The 22,497-nt window shown below is 62.2% G+C and carries 23 protein-coding genes, 39 tRNA genes and 1 other RNA gene; 10 read left to right on the top strand and 53 right to left on the bottom strand.

Translation table 11 applies throughout. The annotated features are described in order from the left end of the window. Positions 1 to 42: 42 nt before the first annotated feature. The 6 genes from HMI59_RS21885 to HMI59_RS21860 all read left to right on the top strand — a co-directional run bounded on the left by HMI59_RS21885 (position 43) and on the right by HMI59_RS21860 (position 4,296). Positions 43 to 441 carry a hypothetical protein gene (locus tag HMI59_RS21885; RefSeq protein ID WP_193594195.1) on the top strand — a complete coding sequence of 133 codons (399 nt, stop codon included), beginning with the start codon at positions 43 to 45 and terminating at the stop codon, positions 439 to 441. A 186-nt stretch (positions 442 to 627) separates the two neighbouring features. Continuing rightward, positions 628 to 2,259, top strand: coding sequence for an AAA family ATPase (locus HMI59_RS21880; RefSeq protein ID WP_193594194.1), 1,632 nt, complete (start codon positions 628 to 630; stop codon positions 2,257 to 2,259). Between the two features lie 9 nt (positions 2,260 to 2,268). Beyond that, positions 2,269 to 2,694 (top strand): hypothetical protein, encoded by a 426-nt coding sequence (locus HMI59_RS21875; RefSeq protein ID WP_193594193.1) that lies wholly within the window; start codon positions 2,269 to 2,271, stop codon positions 2,692 to 2,694. Next, positions 2,691 to 2,909: a DUF2997 domain-containing protein gene (locus HMI59_RS21870; protein ID WP_193594192.1), complete on the top strand. Its 219-nt coding sequence runs from the start codon at positions 2,691 to 2,693 to the stop codon at positions 2,907 to 2,909. The genes HMI59_RS21875 and HMI59_RS21870 overlap by 4 nt, the downstream gene beginning before the upstream one ends. Then, entirely contained in the window at positions 2,906 to 3,679 is a 774-nt protein-coding gene (locus tag HMI59_RS21865) for a helix-hairpin-helix domain-containing protein (RefSeq protein WP_193594191.1), read from the top strand. The genes HMI59_RS21870 and HMI59_RS21865 overlap by 4 nt, the downstream gene beginning before the upstream one ends. 62 nt (positions 3,680 to 3,741) lie before the next feature. Continuing rightward, entirely contained in the window at positions 3,742 to 4,296 is a 555-nt protein-coding gene (locus tag HMI59_RS21860; protein WP_255527690.1) for a 4Fe-4S single cluster domain-containing protein, read from the top strand. Positions 4,297 to 4,315: 19 nt separating this feature from the next. Here HMI59_RS21860 and HMI59_RS21855 read toward each other — a convergent pair whose 3' ends face one another. Beyond that, positions 4,316 to 5,479 (bottom strand): hypothetical protein, encoded by a 1,164-nt coding sequence (locus tag HMI59_RS21855; protein WP_193594190.1) that lies wholly within the window; start codon positions 5,477 to 5,479, stop codon positions 4,316 to 4,318. A gap of 225 nt (positions 5,480 to 5,704) precedes the next feature. On the opposite strand from HMI59_RS21855, the gene HMI59_RS21850 reads away from it, so the two are divergent. From HMI59_RS21850 to HMI59_RS21840, 3 genes are all read left to right on the top strand, one after another. Further along, positions 5,705 to 6,328, top strand: a complete 624-nt coding sequence (locus HMI59_RS21850) for a hypothetical protein (RefSeq protein WP_193594189.1) — start codon at positions 5,705 to 5,707, stop codon at positions 6,326 to 6,328. Between the two features lie 169 nt (positions 6,329 to 6,497). After that, the gene (locus HMI59_RS21845) at positions 6,498 to 6,989 is read left to right on the top strand and encodes a hypothetical protein (RefSeq protein WP_193594188.1); all 492 of its coding nucleotides are present in this window, start codon (positions 6,498 to 6,500) and stop codon (positions 6,987 to 6,989) included. Between the two features lie 91 nt (positions 6,990 to 7,080). Continuing rightward, on the top strand, positions 7,081 to 7,551 hold the full coding sequence (locus HMI59_RS21840) for a hypothetical protein (protein WP_193594187.1): 471 nt from the start codon (positions 7,081 to 7,083) through the stop codon (positions 7,549 to 7,551). Between the two features lie 56 nt (positions 7,552 to 7,607). Here HMI59_RS21840 and HMI59_RS21835 read toward each other — a convergent pair whose 3' ends face one another. The 15 genes from HMI59_RS21835 to HMI59_RS21765 all read right to left on the bottom strand — a co-directional run bounded on the left by HMI59_RS21835 (position 7,608) and on the right by HMI59_RS21765 (position 12,913). Next, entirely contained in the window at positions 7,608 to 8,066 is a 459-nt protein-coding gene (locus HMI59_RS21835; RefSeq protein WP_193594186.1) for an HNH endonuclease, read from the bottom strand. Positions 8,067 to 8,187: 121 nt separating this feature from the next. Then, complete coding sequence (locus tag HMI59_RS21830) at positions 8,188 to 8,691, bottom strand: hypothetical protein (protein ID WP_193594185.1); 504 nt, start codon at positions 8,689 to 8,691, stop codon at positions 8,188 to 8,190. Between the two features lie 89 nt (positions 8,692 to 8,780). Then, a tRNA-Gln gene (locus HMI59_RS21825) sits at positions 8,781 to 8,856 on the bottom strand. A gap of 7 nt (positions 8,857 to 8,863) precedes the next feature. Continuing rightward, a complete protein-coding gene (trxB, locus tag HMI59_RS21820) occupies positions 8,864 to 9,856 on the bottom strand; it encodes a thioredoxin-disulfide reductase (protein WP_193594184.1) in 993 nt (330 codons plus the stop codon). A gap of 47 nt (positions 9,857 to 9,903) precedes the next feature. Then, entirely contained in the window at positions 9,904 to 10,080 is a 177-nt protein-coding gene (locus tag HMI59_RS21815) for a hypothetical protein (RefSeq protein WP_193594183.1), read from the bottom strand. A gap of 100 nt (positions 10,081 to 10,180) precedes the next feature. Continuing rightward, positions 10,181 to 10,447, bottom strand: coding sequence for a hypothetical protein (locus tag HMI59_RS21810; protein ID WP_193594182.1), 267 nt, complete (start codon positions 10,445 to 10,447; stop codon positions 10,181 to 10,183). A gap of 265 nt (positions 10,448 to 10,712) precedes the next feature. Further along, positions 10,713 to 10,802 (bottom strand) — tRNA-Ser (locus tag HMI59_RS21805). A 13-nt stretch (positions 10,803 to 10,815) separates the two neighbouring features. Then, positions 10,816 to 10,896, bottom strand: a tRNA-Cys gene (locus tag HMI59_RS21800). A gap of 35 nt (positions 10,897 to 10,931) precedes the next feature. Then, positions 10,932 to 11,318: a transfer-messenger RNA gene (gene ssrA, locus HMI59_RS21795) on the bottom strand. Between the two features lie 23 nt (positions 11,319 to 11,341). Then, positions 11,342 to 11,427, bottom strand: a tRNA-OTHER gene (locus HMI59_RS21790). A gap of 194 nt (positions 11,428 to 11,621) precedes the next feature. Further along, positions 11,622 to 12,317: a hypothetical protein gene (locus tag HMI59_RS21785; RefSeq protein ID WP_193594181.1), complete on the bottom strand. Its 696-nt coding sequence runs from the start codon at positions 12,315 to 12,317 to the stop codon at positions 11,622 to 11,624. A 91-nt stretch (positions 12,318 to 12,408) separates the two neighbouring features. Further along, positions 12,409 to 12,481 (bottom strand) — tRNA-Arg (locus HMI59_RS21780). 25 nt (positions 12,482 to 12,506) lie between these two features. Continuing rightward, positions 12,507 to 12,579: transfer RNA gene (locus tag HMI59_RS21775), tRNA-Gly, on the bottom strand. A gap of 12 nt (positions 12,580 to 12,591) precedes the next feature. Then, positions 12,592 to 12,662 (bottom strand) — tRNA-Gly (locus HMI59_RS21770). A 178-nt stretch (positions 12,663 to 12,840) separates the two neighbouring features. Next, positions 12,841 to 12,913: transfer RNA gene (locus HMI59_RS21765), tRNA-Phe, on the bottom strand. Positions 12,914 to 12,971: 58 nt separating this feature from the next. Here HMI59_RS21765 and HMI59_RS21760 point away from each other — a divergent pair. Continuing rightward, a complete protein-coding gene (locus tag HMI59_RS21760; RefSeq protein WP_193594180.1) occupies positions 12,972 to 13,511 on the top strand; it encodes a hypothetical protein in 540 nt (179 codons plus the stop codon). 15 nt (positions 13,512 to 13,526) lie between these two features. On the opposite strand, the gene HMI59_RS21755 is transcribed toward HMI59_RS21760, so the two are convergent. The 37 genes from HMI59_RS21755 to HMI59_RS21575 all read right to left on the bottom strand — a co-directional run bounded on the left by HMI59_RS21755 (position 13,527) and on the right by HMI59_RS21575 (position 22,453). Continuing rightward, positions 13,527 to 13,600, bottom strand: a tRNA-Pro gene (locus HMI59_RS21755). A gap of 34 nt (positions 13,601 to 13,634) precedes the next feature. After that, positions 13,635 to 13,796, bottom strand: a complete 162-nt coding sequence (locus tag HMI59_RS21750; protein WP_193594179.1) for a DUF4236 domain-containing protein — start codon at positions 13,794 to 13,796, stop codon at positions 13,635 to 13,637. A gap of 47 nt (positions 13,797 to 13,843) precedes the next feature. Continuing rightward, positions 13,844 to 13,932, bottom strand: a tRNA-Ser gene (locus HMI59_RS21745). A gap of 23 nt (positions 13,933 to 13,955) precedes the next feature. Beyond that, positions 13,956 to 14,029: transfer RNA gene (locus HMI59_RS21740), tRNA-Pro, on the bottom strand. A 196-nt stretch (positions 14,030 to 14,225) separates the two neighbouring features. Further along, positions 14,226 to 14,298, bottom strand: a tRNA-Thr gene (locus HMI59_RS21735). Between the two features lie 10 nt (positions 14,299 to 14,308). Continuing rightward, positions 14,309 to 14,383, bottom strand: a tRNA-Pro gene (locus tag HMI59_RS21730). Between the two features lie 40 nt (positions 14,384 to 14,423). Next, positions 14,424 to 14,497, bottom strand: a tRNA-Thr gene (locus tag HMI59_RS21725). 79 nt (positions 14,498 to 14,576) lie between these two features. Next, a tRNA-Val gene (locus tag HMI59_RS21720) sits at positions 14,577 to 14,649 on the bottom strand. A gap of 116 nt (positions 14,650 to 14,765) precedes the next feature. Next, a tRNA-Val gene (locus HMI59_RS21715) sits at positions 14,766 to 14,839 on the bottom strand. Positions 14,840 to 14,993: 154 nt separating this feature from the next. Further along, positions 14,994 to 15,067, bottom strand: a tRNA-Leu gene (locus HMI59_RS21710). Positions 15,068 to 15,077: 10 nt separating this feature from the next. After that, a tRNA-Met gene (locus HMI59_RS21705) sits at positions 15,078 to 15,150 on the bottom strand. A gap of 17 nt (positions 15,151 to 15,167) precedes the next feature. After that, positions 15,168 to 15,241, bottom strand: a tRNA-Arg gene (locus HMI59_RS21700). 13 nt (positions 15,242 to 15,254) lie between these two features. Then, positions 15,255 to 15,327 (bottom strand) — tRNA-Glu (locus HMI59_RS21695). 28 nt (positions 15,328 to 15,355) lie between these two features. Continuing rightward, positions 15,356 to 15,428, bottom strand: a tRNA-Glu gene (locus HMI59_RS21690). Positions 15,429 to 15,442: 14 nt separating this feature from the next. Next, positions 15,443 to 15,515: transfer RNA gene (locus tag HMI59_RS21685), tRNA-Arg, on the bottom strand. A gap of 7 nt (positions 15,516 to 15,522) precedes the next feature. Beyond that, positions 15,523 to 15,598 (bottom strand) — tRNA-His (locus tag HMI59_RS21680). A 30-nt stretch (positions 15,599 to 15,628) separates the two neighbouring features. Next, a tRNA-Thr gene (locus HMI59_RS21675) sits at positions 15,629 to 15,701 on the bottom strand. A 25-nt stretch (positions 15,702 to 15,726) separates the two neighbouring features. After that, positions 15,727 to 15,801 (bottom strand) — tRNA-Asp (locus HMI59_RS21670). Between the two features lie 41 nt (positions 15,802 to 15,842). Further along, positions 15,843 to 15,918, bottom strand: a tRNA-Gln gene (locus HMI59_RS21665). A 48-nt stretch (positions 15,919 to 15,966) separates the two neighbouring features. Beyond that, positions 15,967 to 16,039: transfer RNA gene (locus HMI59_RS21660), tRNA-Asn, on the bottom strand. Between the two features lie 24 nt (positions 16,040 to 16,063). Then, positions 16,064 to 16,137, bottom strand: a tRNA-Ile gene (locus HMI59_RS21655). Between the two features lie 210 nt (positions 16,138 to 16,347). Next, positions 16,348 to 16,419: transfer RNA gene (locus HMI59_RS21650), tRNA-Lys, on the bottom strand. Between the two features lie 29 nt (positions 16,420 to 16,448). Then, positions 16,449 to 16,521: transfer RNA gene (locus HMI59_RS21645), tRNA-Lys, on the bottom strand. A 5-nt stretch (positions 16,522 to 16,526) separates the two neighbouring features. Beyond that, positions 16,527 to 17,051, bottom strand: coding sequence for an HAD domain-containing protein (locus HMI59_RS21640; RefSeq protein ID WP_193594178.1), 525 nt, complete (start codon positions 17,049 to 17,051; stop codon positions 16,527 to 16,529). Positions 17,052 to 17,161: 110 nt separating this feature from the next. Then, positions 17,162 to 17,234, bottom strand: a tRNA-Ala gene (locus HMI59_RS21635). Between the two features lie 45 nt (positions 17,235 to 17,279). Continuing rightward, positions 17,280 to 17,352 (bottom strand) — tRNA-Ala (locus HMI59_RS21630). A gap of 82 nt (positions 17,353 to 17,434) precedes the next feature. Further along, positions 17,435 to 17,521 (bottom strand) — tRNA-Ser (locus tag HMI59_RS21625). 14 nt (positions 17,522 to 17,535) lie between these two features. Next, a tRNA-Ser gene (locus HMI59_RS21620) sits at positions 17,536 to 17,625 on the bottom strand. Positions 17,626 to 17,645: 20 nt separating this feature from the next. Further along, positions 17,646 to 17,731: transfer RNA gene (locus HMI59_RS21615), tRNA-Leu, on the bottom strand. A gap of 176 nt (positions 17,732 to 17,907) precedes the next feature. Further along, positions 17,908 to 17,991 (bottom strand) — tRNA-Leu (locus HMI59_RS21610). A gap of 1 nt (position 17,992) precedes the next feature. Then, positions 17,993 to 18,066 (bottom strand) — tRNA-Met (locus tag HMI59_RS21605). Positions 18,067 to 18,068: 2 nt separating this feature from the next. Then, positions 18,069 to 18,150, bottom strand: a tRNA-Tyr gene (locus tag HMI59_RS21600). 183 nt (positions 18,151 to 18,333) lie between these two features. Continuing rightward, positions 18,334 to 18,406, bottom strand: a tRNA-Trp gene (locus tag HMI59_RS21595). Positions 18,407 to 18,855: 449 nt separating this feature from the next. Further along, positions 18,856 to 19,431 (bottom strand): hypothetical protein, encoded by a 576-nt coding sequence (locus tag HMI59_RS21590; RefSeq protein WP_193594177.1) that lies wholly within the window; start codon positions 19,429 to 19,431, stop codon positions 18,856 to 18,858. 60 nt (positions 19,432 to 19,491) lie between these two features. Continuing rightward, positions 19,492 to 20,754 carry a Fic family protein gene (locus HMI59_RS21585; protein WP_193594176.1) on the bottom strand — a complete coding sequence of 421 codons (1,263 nt, stop codon included), beginning with the start codon at positions 20,752 to 20,754 and terminating at the stop codon, positions 19,492 to 19,494. 270 nt (positions 20,755 to 21,024) lie between these two features. After that, positions 21,025 to 21,537 (bottom strand): RDD family protein, encoded by a 513-nt coding sequence (locus HMI59_RS21580; protein WP_193594175.1) that lies wholly within the window; start codon positions 21,535 to 21,537, stop codon positions 21,025 to 21,027. 280 nt (positions 21,538 to 21,817) lie between these two features. Beyond that, on the bottom strand, positions 21,818 to 22,453 hold the full coding sequence (locus HMI59_RS21575) for a hypothetical protein (RefSeq protein WP_193594174.1): 636 nt from the start codon (positions 22,451 to 22,453) through the stop codon (positions 21,818 to 21,820). Positions 22,454 to 22,497: the final 44 nt, after the last annotated feature.

The following is a 22,497-nucleotide window of genomic DNA, read 5'->3' as shown; positions in this document are numbered from 1 at the left end:
CAGGGTGCCTTGATACGGTGTCCCCGCTGGAAAGGACCGCACATGGGCAATTTTGAGACGTCCGTTTACAACTCTGGATTATGGTCTGGAAACGAGGCAGTCGATGGGTGGCAACTCCGCCTCTCCGTGCACGACAGCGACATCGCCACGATCGACTATCGTCCCCATGAGGGAGCTTCCGGGCGCTTCTACTTGGGATTCCAGCCACGGGACTACTTCGAAAACCCTGACGCCAGTGAGCCAGTGGACCTGGTGGCCGAATCGGAAAGATTCTCTGCTTGGGTCACCGAAGTGGCAGGTTTAGCAGTGCCTGCCGAAGAACTCAGAGCATTCATGGCAGTCGAGGCTGTTGAAGAGCCCGAGGACACGTTCGTGGAAGATACGGTCGTCAGGCTTCTTGGGCGGCTCAGCATTCCGTTGCCGGAGTGGCTGGCTGGCTGACTGAGACTGGCCCACTCCGGCGCACTTCTTTCCGATGTTTCAGTACCCGCTCGACGACGTTGTTAAACACCACAGAACCTGGTGCCTGCGCCACACATGACGCTTGCCGGTCATCTGGTTCTCCTCCACATGCGGCTGGGATATGCTGCCCGGAGTTGTGGCATTGAAAACGTTGGGGGAGCCTAAGTGAATGCAAGGACGCCGTTGATCTTCGGGACAACATTGGTCGAGTTGATCCGTGCAAGGCACCCGATTCTGCTCGTGGAGACCCATGAAGGCAACCGGGTGATTGCCGCCGCGGAGGCTGTCGCTGTCAGCCCTGATCTGCGGCGCCCGCGCAAAGTTGTCGCCTACACCGTGTCGAAGGGTTTGCACTCCCCGGGACAGTCCGGAAAGCCTACGTCACCGGACACTGCGCTTAACGAAGCCATCAAGGCCCCCGAGCCGACCATCTTCGTGTTCTTCGACCTCCACCACTTCCTCGGATCCCAGGGCCGACCCGCTGAACCGACCATGGTCCGCGCCGTCCAGGACGCAGCGCTGGCGTTCCGCACCGGCGAAGTGCCCCACACGCTGATCATCGTCTCCCCCGGCATGACACTCCCAACCGATCTTGAAAAGGAAGTCACCGTCGTTGACCTGCCGTTGCCGACGGCCGGCGAAATCGAAGGCGTCCTCGACGAGATCGTAGGCGCCAACGCAGCATCCATCGTCGTCGACCTCTCCGCCGACGACCGCCAGCGCCTCATTCAGGCCGCCCAAGGCCTGACCCTGGGCGAGGCAGAGAACGCTTTCGCCCGCGCCATCGCTTCAGACCGCAGGTTGGATGCCTCCGACATCGCACTGGTCCTGGACGAGAAACGCCAAACCATCCGCAAGTCCGGGCTGTTGGAGTTCATCCCTGCTGAAGGGACCATGAACGACGTCGGCGGTTTGGAGAACCTGAAGAAGTGGCTGAACAAGCGCAACGGGTCATGGCTGCCCGAAGCTCAGCGCTGGTCTATCCCGGCGCCAAAGGGTGTTCTCATCACCGGTGTCCCCGGTTGCGGAAAGAGCCTCACCGCCACCTGCATGGCCACACTGTGGGGGCTACCGTTGCTCCGCCTGGATGTTGGCCGGGTCTTCTCCGGACTGGTCGGCTCCAGCGAACAAAACATGCGCGGCGCCCTGAAGCTCGCCGAAGCCGTTTCGCCGTCCATCCTGTGGATCGATGAAATCGAGAAAGGATTCGGCTCCAGCGGCAGCGGCGACTCCGGAACCAGCCAGCGGGTGTTCGGCACCTTCCTGACCTGGATGCAGGAAAAGAAGAACCCCGTTTTCGTCATCGCCACAGCCAACAAGATCGACTCCCTGCCCCCGGAGTTCCTTCGCAAGGGCCGCTTCGATGAGATCTTCTTCGTGGATCTTCCCACCAAGGAAGAACGGGTCCACATTTGGCGGATCCAATTGGAGAAGCGGCTTACTACCGACTCAGCAGCCAGCGGCGACTTCGAAACCACCGAGGGTTCGCTGGAGCTCTTGGCGGAACTCACCGAGGGCTTCTCCGGGGCCGAAATCGCCGAAGCCGCCGTCAGCGCATGCTTCGAAGCGTTCTCGGAACGACGCATGCTGAACGAAAAGGACCTGCGCCGCGCCATCTCCAACACCGTTCCGTTGTCGGTCACACAAGCGGAGCAAATCAAAGGCATCCGCGATTGGGCCTCCACCCGCGCCGTGGCAGCCACCTCCATCAGCGCCCGGGAGGAATACTCCACCACAGGCGCCGAGGCCAGCACAGACGTCAACTCCTGGCGCGGCGGCCGCCAGATCGATTTCTAGGCGGACCCGATGAGCCTCGAAGTCCTTCTCATCCCTCTCGGCATTGCAGCTATCGCTGCCATCCGGGAAGCCAAGAGCACCGACCTGTGCGAAAAGTGCAAAACCACGCGCATCACCGACCAACAACTCCTTCAAGACGCCCTGCTGGCCATTGGAGCGACCGACCTGAGCATCGCCGAAGACCGCGTCACCGGCAGCAGCCCCTACGGGCGCATCACGTTCCAGCGCATCGGTGAGACCTTCCTGGGCCGGGTCGACAATGACGAGAACCAGACCGGCAACTTGCTGGCTGCCCTGGACATGAGTGTCGGAGCGCTGCTGCAGCAACGCACCATCGAATCCCTCCATGCCCGCGCCGCGGAGATGGGGATGGTCCTCGTCTCCCAAACGGCCGCCAACGGCGAAGTCCAACTCGTCTTCGAAGAGGCATCATGACGCAGAAGAAAACCATCACGGTGACCGTCTCCGCGACTGGGTCCATCACCGCCGAAGCTCACGGACCCGGGCCGAGCTGCGCTGACGAGCTCGCAGCTATCCAGGCCCTGCTGCCCAACGCGGTCATCACCGACTCGCGGCTGACACCGGCGTACTACCAGCAAGCCACCACAGATCAGACGACATACCAGTACGAAAATGAGGCAGACCGATGACACCCGAAGAAAAACTCTGCTCGCGGTCCTGGCGTCTGCGGAACAGCGCCGGCGTCCTCTGGAGCATCCTCTCCTTCGGGCTTCTCACCGGAGTCAACTTCCTCATCCGCGGCGTGAAATCCAAGAACAAGCTCTGGATCGGCATGGGCATCGGATTCCTCATCGTGGGTATCGGAGTGATGGCGACCTCCAGCATGATCGACTCCGGGACCAAAGCAGCACCCAAGTCTTCCCCTGAACTCACCATCTGGGGCTGGGTCATGTTTACCTCCTTCATCGGCGGGGTGATCGCCTCGTTCGTCACGAACAAGAAGTGGCTCATCTGGAAAGCCCACGTCGACGACAGGAAGTGGTACGCCAAGGCCGGCGCCACGCAGTCCACCAACAACCCCGCACCTGCCCACGGCTACAACCCCAACGCTGCCGCCGCGGCCTTCGCGCCGCAGCCCACCCAGACAGTACCAGCACAACATTCGGCGCCGACAGATGTACCTGGAGGCACCATCGACGTCAACGCAGCGAACGTTCAGGACATAATCACGACGCTAGGTGTCGACAGCGGGACAGCCAACCGGATTGTCGGCGCACGTCAGCAGCTTGGCGCCTTCACCTCGTTCGAGCAGCTCATGTCCAGGGCTCAAGTGCCGCCGCACCTGCTGATCCCGCACCGGAACAAGCTCACCTTCGGCGCTGCGCAGGCCTCCCCTGCTCCCCCTGCGCAGGAGCCGGCACCACAGGGAAGTCACAGCGCCCGAAAGCTCGACATTTGATCCACGAGCCGATGCTCCGCGTCGGCCGCGTCCTACATGGCACGATGGCCGAAGGGCCAGGCTTGCGAACCGCTATCTGGTTTCAAGGCTGCAGCATCCGCTGCAAGGGCTGCATCAACCCCCACCTCTTCAGCCCCCGCGGCGGAACGCAGCTGCCCGTGGCGGGGATCATCGATGACGCGGTCGCTGCCGGAGTGGAAGGCCTAACCTTGATCGGCGGTGAGCCGTTCGACCAACCCGACGCCGGCTGCTCCCTGGCTACAGCAGCCCGAGCCGCCGGCTTGGGCGTCATCGCCTTCTCCGGGTACGAGTACGAGGCCCTCCGCGAACGGGACGACTCCACGCGAGCCTTCCTGGCCAAGGTGGACCTGCTCGTCGACGGTCCCTACCAGGACTGGAACCCCGAAACGGACCGTGCCCTCGTCGGTTCCGGGAACCAGCGCTTCATCCACCTCACGGACCGGTACAAGGACTACCGGCCAGAGCTCGCGCGTAACAGGGTCGACATCCGGGTACGGCCCGATGGGACCATTGAAGTCGCCGGCTTCCTTGATTCGGCCGCACTGGACGATTTAGGCCGGCTGACCAGCTCGACCCGTACGCTTCGCGGTGTCTGATGAGGACGGGCAACGGACCCTATTCTGGCTTCATCAAAGCTTTTAGGTTTGGCTTGGTTTTGCTCTCAAATGCCACGATGACATTGGTGTTCGCCACGCTGAGCAATGAAAGTTTCACGTTGTCGGCGCATCGGCTGTGCCCAGTTTGCACACGCTCCAGCATGTCGACGTCTTGACTGCCAATGCCGGTCTCAGTCCAGGTCGCCGTGCAATTGAGTTCGGGGTAGCTGACGGTGGCCACGAGGCCGGTCGCGTTCTGACTAATCGTCGCTTCAACATGGTACGCACTATTATCACCGGTGACTGGGCCGCTCCAGCTGCCCGTGAGAGCATTTCGTAGCTTGACTTCTGCCGCCGACCCAGAGGCCCTCACGGTTGCTTCAGCCGAGGATTCTGGAAGCCCAGCGAACTTATCCAGAGCCTGTTCAGCCAAGTCACGAAGGGATTTCAGAGCCGCGGTTTCTTCGAAGTCCGCAAGCAACACATCAGACGAAATTGCCACTGCGTTGACCAAGACGCTGCCAGAGGCGGCGGTCACGCCAACAATCTTCGTCTGCGTCGGAGCGTTCGCCGTCGCGCTCATTGCGAAGCCGTCCTCGGCTGAGGACTCAAGGGGAAGGAGCTTCATGGACATCGAAGCCTCATTTTCGGCAGACCGTAGCGTGACTTCTCCGCAATCGTTTAGCAACGCTTTGCTTTCCTCGATCCGCTTTTTATGGCCGCCGGTTTCGTCCAGCACTATACCGATCGAAGCAAAGGCTCCGTTCACCCCAACCATGCCCATGCCCCGTATAAGCGAAGAATCTGCAGAGGAAGCGAGGTCAAGAAAAGATGAACATCTTTCAGGCAGCACTTGGACTCTGCTGAGCACAGATGTCTGCGCCTTCGAGGTTCCTGCGACCTGCTCACGGATCGACGCGTCGTCAGTGATGAAGGAGGGGGCTTTGCCCTCACCATCGCGCAGACTGCGCAGAACTGTCACGATTTGCTCAGCGGAATGAGAGCGGAGCGGCATTGAAATTTTTGTGACCTCCTGCGCTGCCGGCGATGCAGCCTGAGAATCTGAACCAGCCAAGCCTTGAGGCTCCGTCGTGGCAGAGCATCCAGAAAGAGTCAAACATATCGCCGCGAAAGCGATGAGCATAGCCTTTTTCATCTCTAACTCCGTCACGTAGACAGCCACTGAACCAAAGTATTACCCATTACTCAAAGCAGATTGCAGCTGTGTGTCGAAAAAGGTCAATTGTTGCGCCGGCCTCATTGTCCCGGGCCCAGACTCTACCGTCTTCGGATCTTGACCTGTTCCGTATCTCTGTTGTTCGACGAAACCCGCAGAGCATTAGGGCACCAAAAGCGCGGACCCCGTAATGCTGCCCATCGCCGGTCCCGACGAAGATATGCTGCCATCGTGACGACATACCCAGACGAACAGGTGGACATCAAATTCAAGGCTGCCTGGAGTGTGTTCGCCCAGACCTGTGGCCACTTCTGGGCTCCGGAAGCCTCCTACCAGGCATGGTTCGCGCATTACCTGATCTCCCAGTTCGGTATCGACAGGGTTGCCCGCGAACCGAAGATCCACACGAAGCTGTTCACGTCACCGCTGAAGGCACGGTACAAGAACGGAGAGGCAGAGCCAGACGCTGTCATCACGCGCCGGCCCGGCATCACGATGCCCCACTACGCCAACCGGCTGGGCAAAGCTTCCGATGACTCGGGCCTGGGCCTGTTGAAAGACCTGGCCGTCATCAGTGAGCTCAAGATCGGGGCTACAACCCAGGGCAGCTTCAAGAAGGATGCTCTTTTCCAAGACGTTGACAAGCTCGCGCTCCTTTTGGACGAGTTCAGCCGCGAATACCCCGATAGTCCTGCGCCGTTGGCTTATATGTGCGTCCTCGACAATCACAATACGAAGGAATTTGATTACACCGAGCTCCGGGCCTACTGCAGCGCATCTCCCGGTGTGCAACTACTTGAAGGCACTGCCGTCGCTAGACCGCCAATCACTCCGGACCGGCGCATCACCCGCTGATGCTTATTGGCGGGGAGCCTCGGCCCGGTCTCGCACCCACGGCGACAGCCATTTGAGATCAATGTAGACGAGAGACGGTCCCACCTATAGGCTCCGCCGGACTTGAACCGTGCCTCTTTCATCGACTGAACGTTGCTCCGGGTAAGTTGTCCGGGTGGACACTAATGCATTGAGTGTACAAATACAGGAAAAGTACCGCGAAGAGCTCGCCGACTTCCGGAAGAAGATCCTGGGACCGGAGGGCCGGTCGCACGCAGGGAACCAGCACGCAGAACGACGTGAGCTTCCCCGCTTCGGGCCAGTGCGGACCCTGACGGACTCCAAAGTGGACCTGACTATCGTCGCTGACACCTCAGACCTGGACTGGTTCGCTGAAGACCCGTCCCTGGTTGGCCAGCGCTGCATCACTATCTCCCTCGCTGGCCACCACCGGCTCATGGGAAACCGTACCTCCCTGCCGTCCGGAGAATGCGACGCCTGGGTCCAGGCCATTCTCGGTGTTGGCTGGACCGAGCACGTCTATCGTGCCGGAACCCTCAGCGGCGTCGCAGGCCGACTCAGCACCGTTTACTACCGGCTGTTCCTCGACGCAGACTCGAATCCCCGCGCCCGTCCCGAGACCTTCAAAGACAAGGAACTACGACCCCTGCGGGACCTCTGAGTCCAAGGCTGGGCCTCCATCGCGTCCGTGGGCTGTGTACCTACGCATGTTTCCTGATGAAGGCTGTTCCCGTCCTGGTCGAAGGATCCTCATGAAGAAACTCGCATCGCTGGCGCTCACGGCAGGTGCCCTGGCGCTGACTGTCGGCTGCTCCGCCCCCGCAGCAGCTCCCCCGTCCGTCGAACCGAACCCCTCCAACACCGCCGACCCCCATTTCGGCAGCGCCGCAACCGACGGGCCCAAGCCGAACAAAACGCTCTGGGACTACCAGAAGCCTGTGATGAAGGAGAAGGCGTTCTACGCCGAGGCGCGCAAAGACACGACGACTTTGGACTCGATCGAGAACGACAAGCTGACGGTCATCGCGCAACTTTCCTGCGCCACCGTGGCCAACGGCGAAACCGGGAAAGATGCCTTGCTCCAGCAAGCCCTGACGGCAGCCACCGGATCGACCGACGCCATGACCCCCGAGGCCGCCAAGGACCTTACCAGCCTGCTCACCGTCGGGGCGAAGAACTACTGCGCCGACCTCAATGCAGAGTTCTCTAAAATCCTCGCCTAGTTATGGGCTGCCGAACACGGAAAGGGCCCCTGGAGTTCAATGCCAGGGGCCCTTCTTTATGCCAGGAGTGCGTAGTCGAAGTCCGGCAGCAGCGGTGGCCGCTCCTTGGGAACATAAGGCGCCAGGAGCAGCTTCATGCCAGCCTCCGGTGGAGTCCGGTCGGCCTTGTACTGGTTGCACTTGAAGCAGCAGCCGACCAGGTTCGTCCAGGTGTTCCGGCCGCCGCGGGACTGCGGGATGACGTGGTCGACCGTCTCGGCCTTTCCCTTCGTGCAGTAGGCGCACCGGCCGTCGCGGCGCTTCACGGCTTCCTTGGTGCAGCTGGGGCGGGCGCGCCAGGTCATCTTGACGTAGCGGATCAGGCGCAGGACCAGGGGGCGCGCGAACGGTCCGAAGAGCTCCCCGTCGTCCTTGAGGACTTCGGCGACCCCGCGGTGGACCATCCTGATGGCGTGCTTCAGCGAGACCCTGTGCAGGGGCTCGTACCCTGCGTTGAGAACCAGAACGCTCTCCATGACATCCGCGCCCCTTTCCTGTTGTGTTCGCGGCTCCTGACTTATCTATGCCCCCACTTTCGTGAGAGCGGTTTTAGCGGGATCCAGAGCGAACGTGAAGGGGATTTGGTGTTGTAGTTGCCTAGCTATTCGACTCGATGTAGCCAACCATGGACCGGACCAGTTCATCGGCTTCAGAGTCATGAAGGTACAGCTTTGGCTGGGGGGCCTCGCTTGAGCGCTCGAAAGCGTAGAACGGTCCGTCCGGCGCACCAATCCACTTATCGAGCGGCCCCCGGGACCAAAGGTGACCTCTATTCGGGAAGCCGTATAGGTCGCTGTCCGTTGAAACAACGATTAGCCAGTGATCGGATTCCCTGTCGTGGGCGCCTGGATAGACTACCCATCCTCGTTTGAATTCGATGTACTCGTCCTGGATATATGCAGAGCGCTTGATCAGCCCCCGATGCTTGACGATCTGCTGGCCACGGATTCCCAGGGGAATTGGCTTGATGCCAGCCTCCGACACCTTGGCGAGGAACTCTCCAACCACTGACTCCTTCCGGGCGGCAAGCTCCCGGCTTCTGGCTAATCCAGCCTCGCGCTCGGCGGCCATTTTGTCGGCAGCTTCTTCAAAAGCTCCCATGTTTACCTCCCCGAAATTCAACACGAACTGACGCCATTATGTAATGGGCACCCCGGGTTTCGGGCATATTCTCAGTCCTCTACTGCGCGTGGCTCCGCGCCGAGGGTTTGAACCTCGACCATCCGGTTCCAAAGACCGGCGTGCTGCCAGTTACACCAGCGCGGATCGGCACTCAGGCCGTGGCCGCCTCCAGCTGGGCCGGGACGGTGTTTGCCAGGAAGTGCTCAACGTCTTGGGCTGCGACGCAACCGGACGCCGCGGCGGTGATCGCCTGGCGGTAGGTCGGGTCGATGACGTCGCCGGCAGCGAAGACGCCGGGCAGGTTCGTCTTAGAGGTTCGGCCCTGCACGGCGATGGTGCCGGCCTCCGTGAGCTCCAGCTGGCCCTTCACCAAGTTGGTGCGCGGGTCGTTGCCGATGGCGATGAACAGGCCCTGGACGGGCAGATGCTCAATATTCCCGGACCGATCCGCGGTCTTGATGCCGATCATGGATTCTTGACCGTCCACCAATTGTCGACTGGCAATTGCGGCCACTTGGGTGTTGAACAGAACCTCGATCTTGGGGTGGGACAGAACGCGGTCCGCCATGATCTTCGAAGCGCGCAGCTGGTCGCCGCGGACAATGAGGTGGACCGCCTTGGCGAACTTGGTCAGGAACAGAGCTTCCTCCGCGGCTGAGTCGCCGCCGCCAACCACTGCTACCTCCTTGTCCTGGAAGAACGATCCGTCGCAGGTGGCGCAGTAGGACACGCCGCGGCCGGAGAGCTCGCTCTCGTTCGGCAGGCTGAGCTTCCGGTGCGCTGAGCCGGTGGAGATGATCACGGAGCGGGCCAGGTAAACCTCGCCGTCGCTGGCGGTGACCTTCTTGACCGGACCGTCCAGGTCGAGGTCCGTGGCTTCCTCGAAGATGATCTCCGCGCCGAAGCGTTCCGCCTGGGCTTCGAAGTTAGCCATCAGGTCTGGACCGTCAATGCCTTCGGGGAAGCCCGGGTAGTTTTCAACCTCGGTCGTTTTCATCAATTCACCGCCTGGCTCCAGCATGCCGGCCAAAATCAGAGGCTTGAGGTTGGCCCGTCCGGTGTAGATGCCGGCGGTGTAGCCGGCGGGCCCGGAACCCACGATGATGACGTCGCGGATGGTGTCGGCGGGGAGGGAAGTGCTCACGGTTCTCTTTCTGAAAGCTTTGGGTGTTGTGGCGGGTTTGGATGGTGCTAAACGCCGACCAGCTCGGCTGGCTCGATGAGGTGTTCGGCGGCCTCTCCGCCGGCCTCTGTCGCGCCCAGAAATTCCAGGGCGTCGGTAGCTGCGGCCTCGTCCAGGCGGCTGAACAGGAGCTTGTTGCTGACGAAGCTTTTCAGCTCAGGGTCAACGGTGTGTTGCGGGGCCATGCGATTCCTCATTGGGTGGTGCCGCTGTTGTCTGGCTATCCCTATGCGGCAAAGCCGGCGACGGCCGAAACTCAGAGCCTCCTCCCCTCCTGAGCCCCGCTCAGGCCCACTGGACGTCACGGCCGCGGGCGGCCGAGAACTCGGCAATGCTGTGCAGCTCCGCGAGGCGAGCGGCCACGTAGCCGCTGCCGTCCGTGTTGGCGGCATGGGCAGCCTGGATCCGTCCCAGGACGTTCCCGGCGGTGTCCGACCCGGAGACGGAGTAGCCGTCTACGGCGTAGCCGAGCAGGCGGAGCAAGGCACCGGCGCTGGAACCGCTGACGTTCATCCGCGGTGAAGGATCGGCCTCGAGGGGCTCGACGGACATGCGCATCGCGGCGCAGAACTCATCACCGCATTCGGCCAGGTGGCCGGTGCCGCCGTGGGCGTCCAGCTCAGCCTGCAGGAACGACTGGACTGCCGGGTACGACTCGAAGCGCTGCTCGGGCGGTCCGTGGACGCAAGAGATCGCGAAGGCTGTAACCGGGCCCGGGACGGTGTTGAAAAGACAGAGATAGTGGTTCCTTCCGGCTTGAGGCCGGGCTTTCTCCCGGCAGACTTCATGTGTGCGGAGGAGCCACTGGCTGTCACCGTGGCGGAAGTTGAGGGGATCGAACCCCCGCGGGCTGTGACACCCGGCTGCTGTTTTCAAGACAGACGCCTTACCACTCGGCCAAACTTCCAGGCATTTCTTAGAGGCGCCGACCGGACTCGAACCGGCAATGCCCGAAGGCACAGTTTTGCAGACTGCCGGCTTGCCAATTCGCCCACAGCGCCATGAAAAGACGGGGCGCTGTGGGCGCCCCGGCCAGGGGTGGAGGTGCCGGGTAGCGAGCCCGGGTCCACGCAATGCTTCCGGACTCTTCTACGGGTGTAGTCCGCCTTGGTGCTTATCGACCCGGCCGGTTCATGGCGAACAACGGACCGTCCCGGTCTAGCTGCTAATACGAATGCCGGCACGCAGCTCCGCCGTCATTCAGGTGTCCTTTAGCTGATGCCTAAACCGCGGCCGAAACCATTTGCCTGATGCGGTTTGAGACAGACCCCGATTGGGTCTCCGGCCGGCTAAGCGGCGAGAGCGAGGTCAGAGCGAGTTGCGTTGGCATCTCTTGTTGCCCGGATTTTTGAAAGGATTCCCGTGCGCTTCCTTACCCGCTTCTTCCCGAAAGGATCATCGAATGTCGAATCAATTCACCCCCTGGTAGATGATCGAAATCATCCGTGGGACCCGGTGGACTCGAACCACCGACACAGCCGACCAAAGGGCGCCCTCGTCGACCGTCGCTCTGCCATCTGAGCTAGAGCCCCAGCGCGGCGCCGGGCGCCGAACAGGCCCGTCACCGCTGCGTCCGTTTTGACTACCCAGAATGGACAACTGGGCTTGCTTCACGAATCGCCATTCTCAGGACGTTCGATCGGGCGGAAGCACCCGGTCACGGACCGTGTTCGGCGGACCTGACTTCACTCATGTGTACGGCGGCCGGAAGGTCTCTCCCCGATGCTCAGTCGGCTTTCGGTGCGACTGTGTACTTCTCTGTCCCGTCACCCTCGATGACCCGTTCTGTCGTCGTCGTGACGCTGCGTACTCCCTCGGCGGTCACGATCCGCTGGTGGCTGACCAGGGTGCCGAGCCACTCCCCTTCCGGTGTAGCGACCTCCCGGCCCATGTGGCTCGGGCCGAAGCTCAGCGCTTTCATGGGTCCGGAGTTCAGGATGTGCCGCTTCCGCGGGTGGTCGAGGGTCGGAGCGCAGACCTGGCAGGCGGCGTAACTGTTCAGGGCCTCCACCTCAGCGCGGGTCAGAATGTCCGGCAAGCGGTAGACGCCACGGATTGTTTCCGGGCGGAGCCTCGCGTAGCCGCTCAGGACAAACGACCAGCACTCAACCCGGTCGAGCGTGTGCCGGACATGGTGGCATGACGGTTTGTGGATCCGGCGGGCACCGCTGGCTGTGTTCACGAAGACCGGTTCCTCCGACCTCAGCTTCTCGTCGACGAAGGCCTGCTCGGCCGTGATGCGGGCCTTGAATTCCTCGAGGGTCGGCTTGGGACCGTAGATGTCTTCCAGGAGGACACCGTCTTCAGCGCCGATCCACGAGATCGAATCGGATCCGCGGCCGCCCACAATCTGGTGGAGGAGGTTCAGGAGTTCGTCTGAACTGAGTTGATCCGGGCCGTACTCAATGTTCAGTTCGGTCATTGGGGCGCCGCCTTTCATGCGTTCGGCGACCATCATCTCAGGTATGCCCAGTAGGGCCGACCCGGAAGCGCCTCCCGCGCGCCGTTCGTTGTGCCCCCGGCAGGATTCAAACCTGCGACCCGCGGATTAGAAGGCCGCCGCTCTATTCGCTGAGCTACGGAGGCGTGATGGCGCGCAAAGGCGCCTTCGAGCGGGAGACGAGACTCGAACTCGCGACAATCGACTTGGAAGGCCGACGCTCTACCAACTGAGCTACTCCCGCATGGGTACTTCGAGCCGAAGACGGGAATCGAACCCGCGATAACAGACTGGCAGACTGTCGTGTTGCCTCTACACCACCCCGGCAATGCAGGGTTAGGGCCTTAGCGGGGCCCGACACCTGCCCGGGATCTCGTTCCCGTGGACGACCGCATGCCTGGGCAGGTTTTCCCTCATCGGTATTGGGCACCGTTTATCCGCACCGGCACAGCACGACCGCTGTTTCGACTCATCGCGGCGAACAAGAAGGGACGCTACTCCCCCGTGGCTACTCCCGGGATCGAACCGGGGACCTCACGATTTTCAGTCGTGCGCTCTCCCAACTGAGCTAAGAAGCCTGATGAGAATTGCGAAGTAATAGATCAATACATCGCACCTCACTGTTAGCATCGCGAAATGAGCAGCTTGGAAGATGCCGTGGAACGGAAGCTCGCGGAGATGCGAGAAAGCCAACAAAAAGCAGATGGGGCTGCGCTACAGCTCCGTCAGGCCAGAGCGCATGCCGCGGATCTGGTCGCATCAGAACTCCGGGGACTCGCCGCCTACCTCGGTACGAAAATAAGGCCTCAGCAATTCGAACTATCACCAAAGCGGGGCTGGCTCAGTTCCACGGGTAAGTCGCCGTCGGGATTCCTGTGGAACAAGAATTACTCATCCATGGAAAGACGCTTGGAATTGCTACTACCAACAGGCGAGGCCTGGACTTACCAATGGTTCAACGCAGGCAGTACGACCTACGAGACAAAAGATGTCCAGGCCGAGCTCCAGAAAGAGTACGGACTCGGACTGTTCGGCTACAGCTTCGCCGTGCCATCTTGGTCTGGCGAGTTCTTAGTGACGCCCATAGTCGGAAAGGAAGATCCGAGCCTTCCGCCAGTTCCCATGTCCGAGGCCATGGCCAGCGTCGCTGTTCAGTTCCTGGCACGAAACCGATAAGACGGCTCCAAACCGTCGGGATGACAGGATTTGAACCTGCGACCCCCTGGCCCCCAGCCAGGTGCGCTACCAAGCTGCGCTACATCCCGTTGGCCGGCACAGATAATTCCGTGCCGGGTACTGCTAGAGGCGCCAGGTCAGACCCTTGCCGAGGCGAATGGTGACCTTGCCGCGGCTGTTGATGGTGATGGGTCCCGCCTTCCGCGACGCGGAGATCCCCGACTTGGAAACGTTCAGACGGGTGTTCTTGCCGAGCTTGATGATCTTGCGGAAACTGAGGCCCACGGGGACTCCCTTTCGGTCGTTGGAGCTGCTGGTGAACCTCATGTGTGCGGCGGGAGAGGGATTTGAACCCCCGGTCCGGTTTCACCCGGACAACTGTTTTCGAGGCAGTCACGTTAGGCCGCTCCGCCATCCCGCCATTTGTCCTGCATTTCTGCAGAGTCGGGGTAACAGGATTTGAACCTGCGACCTCGTCGTCCCGAACGACGCGCGCTACCAAGCTGCGCCATACCCCGATTTACTTGCTGCGGCGCCGGTCACGGAGTCGAACCCAGGAACACTTACCTGCCCGGACTCTCATCCGGGGTGAACTCCCGCCAACTTGGGCGGGCGCGTTGCCATTTCGCCAACCGACGTGCATCCGTCTGGGTCAGTACTGCCTGGCTGAGCTGCACCATGCCCACGGAGGAACCACCTCGGACGGATAGCGAGCCCCCCCTGCCGGAATCGATCCGGCGACCTCTTCTTTACGAGAGAGGCGCTCTACCATCTGAGCTAACGGGGCGGGTCAAACGTCGGGGTGACAGGATTTGAACCTGCGACTTCCTGCTCCCAAAGCAGGCGCTCTAGCCAAGCTGAGCTACACCCCGTTGCGCACTTTTGGCCGTAGCCGGGACGTGCCGCCCTAGGAGCCCCCTGCCGGATTCGAACCGGCGACCCTCGTATTACAAGTACGATGCTCTGGCCATCTGAGCTAAGGAGGCAACAACACTGATCGGTGTCCTGTGGGCCGGCCGCTAACTGGCCACAGCGCTTTGGACGGCTGCAGTGTCACAGCCACGGTGCTTGCACAGGGACTTGAACCCCGGACAACCCGCATGTCGAGCGGGCGCTCTGCCAACTGAGCTATACAAGCAGGTGGAGGGCCGTCGGCCAGCTGCATGACCGCTGGCCCTCCCGCCGTGTCGTGGCGTTACCCCGTCCGCTCTTTCAGGCACTGCCCATCTCTGGGGCCTCGGTTTACGGACTCCGTGCCTGCACAGGGCTTTGAACCCCGGACCTCCCGCGTGTGAAGCGGGTGCTCTGACCAGCTGAGCTATACAGGCAGCAAGCCCATGTTTCATCCCGCAGACGTTGCCCGGCCGGACCGTCTACGGAACTTGGATCGCCGGCCAAAGGGGGCTCTTCGGCTGCGCATAGGCCTACGCAGCGGCGTCCAACATCTTTCATGTGTGCGGAGACTTGAGGAAGCCTCACCGGTGCCCGCCCCCGGACTTGAACCGGGAACACCTGCACTTTGAATGCAGCGCCTCTACCAATTGGGCCAGGCGGGCGGGACTTGCGTGCCGATGGCTGGGCTCGAACCAGCGACGACCATCGTTATGAGCAATGCGCTCTGCCCCTGAGCTACACCGGCGTGTGTTTCGTCTTGCGTGCGCCACGAGGGACTCGAACCCCCGACCTCCGGTTTCGTAGACCGGCGCTCTATCCTTCTGAGCTAGTGGCGCGTGGTGGTGCTTGTAACCCCAGCGGGATTCGAACCCGCGGTGCCGACCTGAGAAGCCGGAGTCGTAGGCCGCTAGACCATGGGGCCAAAAGTGTTGCTAGCCGCTTGCGCGGAGTACCCCCAACGGGATTCGAACCCGTGCTACCGACGTGAAAGGCCGGTGTCCTGGGCCACTAGACGATGGGGGCCAGGTGATGCTGCGTGCCCTCGATAGGATTCGAACCTACGACCTCCTGCTGCGGAGGCAGGCGCTCTATCCCCTGAGCTACGAGGGCGTGAAACTGGGGTGAATGACGGGGCTCGAACCCGCGACCTCCTGTGCCACAAACAGGCGCTCTGCCAACTGAGCTACACCCACCATGAAACGGCGCGGCGGTTTCCGCGCCCGAGCCTGGTACGAGACTTGAACTCGTGACCTCGTCCTTACCAAGGACGCGCTCTACCGTCTGAGCTAACCGGGCAGGTGGTGAAGGGGAAGATCACCAGCGGAATAGACGGGATTCGAACCCGCGATCTCCCGCGTGACAGGCGGGTGCTCTAGGCCATCTGAGCCACTACTCCATTCCGGGCTCTTACCGGACCGTGTTGCGGTGCTTGCTTCGCTCCTTCGCCTGGACTTGAACCAGGAACATCTCCCGGGCCAGAACCGGGCGGGTTTACCAATTCCCCCACGAAGGATCATCCGGGCTCTTACCGTCCACCCCGTGAAGGGTGGGCTTGCTTTCGCTCCGACACCTGGGCTCGAACCAGGGACACCTCGATTAACAGTCGAGTGCTCTGCCAACTGAGCTATGCCGGATCAAACGGGGCCAATCGCCCGTAGTGGTCTCAGCTGGACTTGAACCAGCGACCTCCGCTTTATCAGAGCGGCGCTCTAACCATCTGAGCTATGAAACCTCGCTGTCCGGCCGGTGGTGCATCCTCCATCGGCACCATAAATGGCCCGCCCTCACCAGGCTATGAACCTGACTACTCGGCGCCAGCCGGACATCTTTCCAGTTCTGCCCCATGCACCAGGGCGGGGATGTAGTCCCACATCTGTCGTGCAGCACACCCCGTCGGCGATCCTTGAGCTTCATCCCGCCTGGCAGGTCGTACTGCACTTCGTGCCCCCAGCAGGGTTCGAACCTGCGTCCCTTGATTAAGAGTCAAGTGCTAAACCAACTCAGCTATGGAGGCCTTGCCGTCTTTCCGGCTGTCATTCTGCGTGGGCCCGGCGGGGTTCGAACCCGCGACATCCCGATTAAAAGTCGGAAGCTCTACCAACTGAGCTACAGGCCCATTCCTTACACCCCGATGAACGCTTCGATCTCGGCCAGGTGATCCCTGGTGAGTCCGTGTTCGGTCCTCGGGCAGATCACCAGCACCGGAATGTCCAACGTCTCCAACCAGGCCAGCGAGGGCGGGTCTGACCGGATGTCATCGTCCATCCAGACGACCCGTTCCGGCCGGGTGCGGGCGATGTCCTCACGGATCTTCGCCAGCTTCCACCAGTTCCAGTTCGCAATGTCGTCCTCTTCGACCCCGGGGATCATCTCCCAGTTGCCGTGAAGGCCGATCGTGGGTGCGAGCTGTTCCGGTGCGCCTTCCTCCCAGGCCGTCAGCCATTTGATGGTGACGTCAGGGTGGGAAGCAATCCGGTTCATCGCCTCGACTGGTTCCTCGGCCCAGTAGCCGGGAAACGATCCAGGGATCGTCACCGGATGCCAAGGACCGTGCCAGCCTGTCTGTCCGGCCGGCGCCGCGGTGAAGCGATGGTCGGACCAGGCGACCCAGATGCCGTCCGCGTCGGAGTACACGGTGGTTTTCACTGCGTTCCCCTTCGTAACGGTTGTCCAATGCCGGGCGGCTGGCGCTCGAATGTCCAGTGTCCTTCTTAGGGATCTTCTCCCTGGAATCGATGCGCTGCCCTACCCAGCCGTGGAGCCACGGGGACTCGAACCCCGAACCTTCGCCTTGCAAAAGCGCTGCGCTACCAATTGCGCCACGGCCCCATTCGGACCGGCGGGGCACCGCCAATCCAGGTCCTTGTAGACCAGTGGAGCTACGGGGACTCGAACCCCGGACCCCCTGCATGCCATGCAGGTGCGCTACCAGCTGCGCCATAGCCCCAAATCCGGCGGCTCCCACCGCCGGTGTCGGTTATCTTATGGACTCCATGTGTACGGCGTCCGGAGACTCTCTCACCGCTGAGCGGAAGGTGCGGGGTTCGAACCCGCAAAACGGTCTCCCGTCTTAGCCGATCAGCAGTCGGCCCGCTCCCCAACTTCGCTTACCTTCCATTTGTGTTGCTTGCGGAGACAACAGGGATCGAACCTGCACGTGGACAAGTCCACCAACTGCGTTCCAGGCAGTGACCGCCGCCATCCGTCGGTTGGTATCTCCATCGCTCCCTGCGGGAGCCGTGCCCATCCCCGGACTTGAACCGGGACGTCCCTCACGGGACACCAGCCCCTCAAGCTGGCGCGTCTGCCAATTTCGCCAGACGGGCGAGACACCGGGCGCCAGGCCGCGGGGTGAGCAGTGACTGGCTGCTGTCCGCGGTCAGGCCTTGTGGTCGAAGCCACCCGGCGGCGGGTATCTGTTTTACATCGCCCAGGCATTGCACCCGCCGGTCAAGGCGTTGCGGTAATGCCAGGACTTGGGCCACCCTGCTCATGGCCACCGTGCCCATCCCGAGACTCGAACTCGGACGTCCTTTCGGACACCAGCTCCTGAGGCTGGCGCGTCTGCCAATTTCGCCAGACGGGCGTTGCAGAGGCCGGATTTGAACCGGCGACCTCCGGGGTATGAACCCGACGAGCTACCAAGCTGCTCTACTCTGCGAGTGGGAGGTGTCGGATTCGAACCGACGTAGGCTGAGCCAGCGAATTTACAGTCCGCCCCCTTTGGCCACTTGGGTAACCTCCCGAGAATCCCCGGGGCGAATAGCACGGCAATAAGCCCTTCTATTCGTCCCGGGAATTGTTTTTGAGCGCGGAGAAGTAGCATCACCGGAAATGGCGTTCCGGTAATTTCTCCGTCTCTTACTTCACGTTCACTATGGAATTCTCAATCATCAATTGCATCTCCGAAGAGTGCGGTTGTACTGCGCGGGGCGGACAGGGCTCGAACCTGCGGCCTGCGGTTTTGGAGACCGCTGCTCTACCAACTGAGCTACCTCCCCAGAGCCGGATGGCCCGGCCGGGCGGCGGTCTGTCTGCGTCCTGATCAGGACAAAAAGAGAGACCGCCTCGGGGTTGGACTTACCCGAAGCGGCCTCTGGTGGACGGTCATGCCGTCAAAACTTAGAGGATACTTCGGTGCCTTGCGTGGTCATTCCGCTGCTGCCAGGTGTTTCCATAGGCTTTCGGGGAAGATTCCAGCGCCGGCTTGGTCGTGGGCAGGACAAAGCCGCGACCGCATACGGCCGAGATGCTGAGCATGGATGATGCGCGCATAGCTTGTCCTTTCCTGAACAATGTCGCTGGCCCGGATGGCCTGCTAAGAAAACTGTAACTGAGAGATCGGGAATTTGTACATTCCAAAATCTCTCACGGGATTTGATTGGCAAATCTCTTGTCGGATTAGATGTGTGCGGCGATTTCGAAAAGCGTCATCACCCAGGGTGGTAAGTCAGAAACCCGACCCTTCGGCTGCGAAGAAGGTTGCGATGGCACCCAGCAAAGCAGCAATCAGCGCCAGGATATTCGGGAAGGTCAAAAACATCACCGCAGTCGGCGCGAGCCAGAGGTTCTGGACAAGGACGAGATGACCGGCGTCTCCGGCAGTGTCCAAGGCTGAATACAGTCTCTTCTTGTCACTGGGCGCGGGGCCGTACCGTCTCAGTCCGTGAAGCTTCAAGCCGGAGGTCGAAAGTGACAGCAGCCCAAGGCCCATGACGGTCGCCGCAACGAAGGCCGCAATTGAGGCTGCCGTCCAGTCCCTTCCCATTGTTGACCACAGGTAGAGCGGTGGCGTGAGCCCTGCCACTGCCAGCAGCAACACCTTGAGGCTGACACTGGGGATTATGGCAATGATGGCGGCGAGAACCACCGCGTAAATCAACAGGCCCAGCAGGAAGGGCCACCAGCGGCTAATCCCCTCGCCGATGGTAAACAAAACCGCTACGACCATCATCGGCACCAAGAGATACGAGCCGGCGGTTACCGCCATGCCTGCACCAAAGACAGCCCCGAGCGCCTTCAACATAGTCTCCCCTTTTTGAGCCCATGTTCTCCCCCGGGGAAGCCTCAGACAAGGGGTTGACGATCAGCGCCGGGTGCGGCGTCCGGTCCTGTCGGCGAAGGCGTCAAGCGCGGCAATGATGTCCGGGGCCACCCAGACGCTGGTGCCTCGGATCTTGCCGGCCGGGACCAGGATGCCAGCTGCTTCCAGGCGGTCGATGGCCCGGTAGGCGGTGGCCGTGGCGACCATGGCGTGCTCTTCGAATATCTCCGCTGTGATGGCGGGCTCTTTCGGAAGCAGCCGCAGCAGTTCCCTGACCGAGCGAGGCGCGTCTCCGATCCGCTCCAGATGGTCCTTCTCGGCGGCTTTGATGTCCCCGGCCAGCAGCCGTCCATTGTCGACGGCCCGTACTGCGGACTCGGCGAACAGCTCCACGATGGGCTGGACGTTCCCGCTTCGGTACTCGCCCAGGGCGTCAAAGTAGGCGCCTGTGTCCGTCAGGAGCCCCGATGAGACCGGGACTGTGACGTTCCGGGTGATGCCCTTGGCCCGCAGCAGCGCGCTCACAATGGCGCGGCCGGTGCGCCCGTTGCCGTCGGCGAACGGGTGGATGGTCTCGAACTGGGCGTGGGCCACCGCGGCCTGCGTCAGCGCCGGGACGTCGTCGCGGCGCATGAAGGCGACCAGGTCGTCCATGGCAGGCCTGACGCGGTCCTGGTGCGGCGGGACGAATTCGGCGGTGTGCGGGGAGTTGCCGCGGATCCAGACCTGGGCGTTGCGGTATTCACCGGCGATGTCCCGGTCCGAGGAGTGCAACAGGGCGTGGTGCATGACTGCGATGTTCTCCACCGTCAGGTCCTCGGAGAGGTCGATGGCTGCCTGCAGGGCCCGGACGTTGGAGGCGACCAGGGATGCGTTGGTGCTGGAGGTGTCCCCCAGCTGGGCCAAAGCGATCTTCCGGGCGCCCGCGGTCAGGTTTTCGATCTGGGAGCTGGACGCTGACTCACTGCGCAGCAGCAGCGCCGCGAATGGGGCGGCGTCCCGCCCCAGCTCGGCGTCGAAGCGTACCATCTCGATCGTGGCTTCCTCCACCAGGGCCTGCGTTCTTGAGTCCACGCCCAGGTCCAGGCCGGCGATTTCCGGCACCACGGCGGCCTCGTAGGGGCCGCGGGCCAGCAGTCGCTGCCGGCGGGATGCTCCGCGTTCGGGGTCTGCCTCCCACGGATGCTCCTCGTAGGTGATTCCCGGCCAGGCAGCGGCGGGCAGGGAGATCTCCGGCTCGCTGTGCGAGGTGCCCGCGAAGCGTCCTCCGGTGGGGATGCCGCGCGGGTCCCTATCCTGGTTCATCGGTTCCTTTGAGAAAGAGGATGCCTGTTTTTCTCATCCTAACCGCAAATGAGAAGATCGGAGGTGGATTCTTTCATTTAGGCCCGGCGCCCGCCTCCTGGGATGCGTACCAGGCCGCGCGGCTGAGGTGAAGCGCGGCCCACCATAGGCAGCCCCCGATGAACAGGGCGATAAGGCCCTCCCAATGGAGATCGCTTATCCACGTCGCCCCCAGAATGAGGAGGCCCAAGGCCACAGCCGCCAAAATGTGCCTCACCGACATGGCGGCACTTACAGCCCGGCGGCGAGGGCGTCGATGGAAATGTGCCGGTCTTTGATCCCAAAGGTGCTGCCGCCGCAGAGGCAGAAGAGGAAGACAACCGGGAGGATCAGGACCCGCAGGACCATCATCCATCCGGAACGCCAGAACCCGAGGGATCCGCCGTTGTCGATCCGGAGGGTGCGGGTGCCGGCCACGAGCTGGCCGACGGAGCGATGGTAGGCGGTGCTGAAACCGTAGAAGACGGCGGCCGCCGGCCAACCCGCCAGTGCCGTGAGCTCCCGCGCGTACGGGAACGGCGCCGGCATCGTAAAGCACAGCGCCATGTACAGTCCCAGCGTGGCCAGGAAGACCAGAACGGCATCCAAGCCCCAGGCGGTGAGGACCTCGCGGTCCCGGGCCGGTGCCACAGTCCGGCCATCACCGAGAGTGACCAGCTGCGGCTCAACAAGTGCAGGGGCGGCCGCCTGGGCCTCCTTGCCGGCGTCGGCGTCCAATTCGGTGGCTTCGGTGGGCGTAGTCATAAAGGCATCCATTCAAATGAGGTGTGGTCGTGAACTTCAATGCCGACTGCCGGATCTCCGGGCATGGCAGAGAAGCCCGCTGGGGGATTCGGCATTCCTATGCGTCAGCTCCCCCGACGGGCCATCAGCGGCCCTCGACGTCGGCCGGCTGACGGGCGTTCACCGCTCCCGCCAGCGGCGATAGTCCTACACGGCGCCTAAGTCGACAACCCGGGAGTAGGCCGTTCAACGCACAAAGCCCGCCGCTGAAACAGCGGCGGGCTTTATTGTTTGGCTCGGCTCAGGAGTGGTAGCTGTCCTGAATGAACGTCGCCAGACGCCGGCGGACACCGGGGTCTGTGTACCCCGGATATTCAGAGGCCCAGGAGTCGAAGTCATCAGGGTCGATGGCCTCGCCAGCGGCGAAAGTCTCGTAGGTGGTGAAGCTGATGTTTCCGTCTTCATCCACCTGGGCTGTGGTGTCGGGGAGGTGCGAAGCGGGTGTCGGCCAGGGTTTCGGCTCGAGTCCGGCCGCCTCCTCCAAGCCGCTTTGTGCCGCCTGGCGGGCCCGGCGGTAGCTCCAGTCGTCGAATTCGTACAACTCCCTGATGTTGGCCTCGGCCGGCAGTGTGTAGCGCATCTCCAGCAGCCGCTTTTCCGGGGCCATCCGGGCGGCTGCGGACGGTTCAATGAACAGCGGCATCGCGAGCTGCCGCAGCGGCCCCTTGTCCGTCAGGGTGATCATGTCGATTCCGCCGATGCCATGGACGTCGCGTCCGATGGTGCGCGGCTGGCCGGGGACGAGCGTGGACAGATCAAGGGCTTGGTCCCTGCTCATGAGGGCGTCCAGAGACAGGGAGGGTTCCGAATGGGCGACGGGGGCGAACTGGCCGCCGACGGGGATGCCCTGTGGCTGACGGGCAATGGTGGTGGTCATGATGTCCTTGCTGGATTGGTGAGGGTTAAGTGTAGGCCGGGGCA

Origin of the sequence: Paenarthrobacter sp. YJN-5 (genome assembly GCF_015040095.1) — a bacterium.
Lineage (GTDB): Bacteria > Actinomycetota > Actinomycetes > Actinomycetales > Micrococcaceae > Arthrobacter > Arthrobacter ureafaciens.
Note: the sequence above shows the minus strand (reverse complement) of the source record. Positions and strands in the feature narration are given on the sequence as shown.

What these genes read in the sequence shown, in the direction of transcription:
- HMI59_RS21885 (WP_193594195.1), top strand. Translation starts at nt 43, where the DNA reads ATGGGCAATTTTGAGACGTCCGTTTACAACTCTGGATTATGGTCTGGA.
- HMI59_RS21875 (WP_193594193.1), top strand. Translation starts at nt 2,269, where the DNA reads ATGAGCCTCGAAGTCCTTCTCATCCCTCTCGGCATTGCAGCTATCGCT.
- HMI59_RS21870 (WP_193594192.1), top strand. Translation starts at nt 2,691, where the DNA reads ATGACGCAGAAGAAAACCATCACGGTGACCGTCTCCGCGACTGGGTCC.
- HMI59_RS21865 (WP_193594191.1), top strand. Translation starts at nt 2,906, where the DNA reads ATGACACCCGAAGAAAAACTCTGCTCGCGGTCCTGGCGTCTGCGGAAC.
- HMI59_RS21840 (WP_193594187.1), top strand. Translation starts at nt 7,081, where the DNA reads ATGAAGAAACTCGCATCGCTGGCGCTCACGGCAGGTGCCCTGGCGCTG.
- HMI59_RS21835 (WP_193594186.1), bottom strand. Translation starts at nt 8,066, where the DNA reads ATGGAGAGCGTTCTGGTTCTCAACGCAGGGTACGAGCCCCTGCACAGG.
- HMI59_RS21830 (WP_193594185.1), bottom strand. Translation starts at nt 8,691, where the DNA reads ATGGGAGCTTTTGAAGAAGCTGCCGACAAAATGGCCGCCGAGCGCGAG.
- HMI59_RS21815 (WP_193594183.1), bottom strand. Translation starts at nt 10,080, where the DNA reads ATGGCCCCGCAACACACCGTTGACCCTGAGCTGAAAAGCTTCGTCAGC.
- HMI59_RS21810 (WP_193594182.1), bottom strand. Translation starts at nt 10,447, where the DNA reads ATGTCCGTCGAGCCCCTCGAGGCCGATCCTTCACCGCGGATGAACGTC.
- HMI59_RS21785 (WP_193594181.1), bottom strand. Translation starts at nt 12,317, where the DNA reads ATGACCGAACTGAACATTGAGTACGGCCCGGATCAACTCAGTTCAGAC.
- HMI59_RS21760 (WP_193594180.1), top strand. Translation starts at nt 12,972, where the DNA reads ATGAGCAGCTTGGAAGATGCCGTGGAACGGAAGCTCGCGGAGATGCGA.
- HMI59_RS21590 (WP_193594177.1), bottom strand. Translation starts at nt 19,431, where the DNA reads ATGTTGAAGGCGCTCGGGGCTGTCTTTGGTGCAGGCATGGCGGTAACC.
- HMI59_RS21585 (WP_193594176.1), bottom strand. Translation starts at nt 20,754, where the DNA reads ATGAACCAGGATAGGGACCCGCGCGGCATCCCCACCGGAGGACGCTTC.
- HMI59_RS21580 (WP_193594175.1), bottom strand. Translation starts at nt 21,537, where the DNA reads ATGACTACGCCCACCGAAGCCACCGAATTGGACGCCGACGCCGGCAAG.
- HMI59_RS21575 (WP_193594174.1), bottom strand. Translation starts at nt 22,453, where the DNA reads ATGACCACCACCATTGCCCGTCAGCCACAGGGCATCCCCGTCGGCGGC.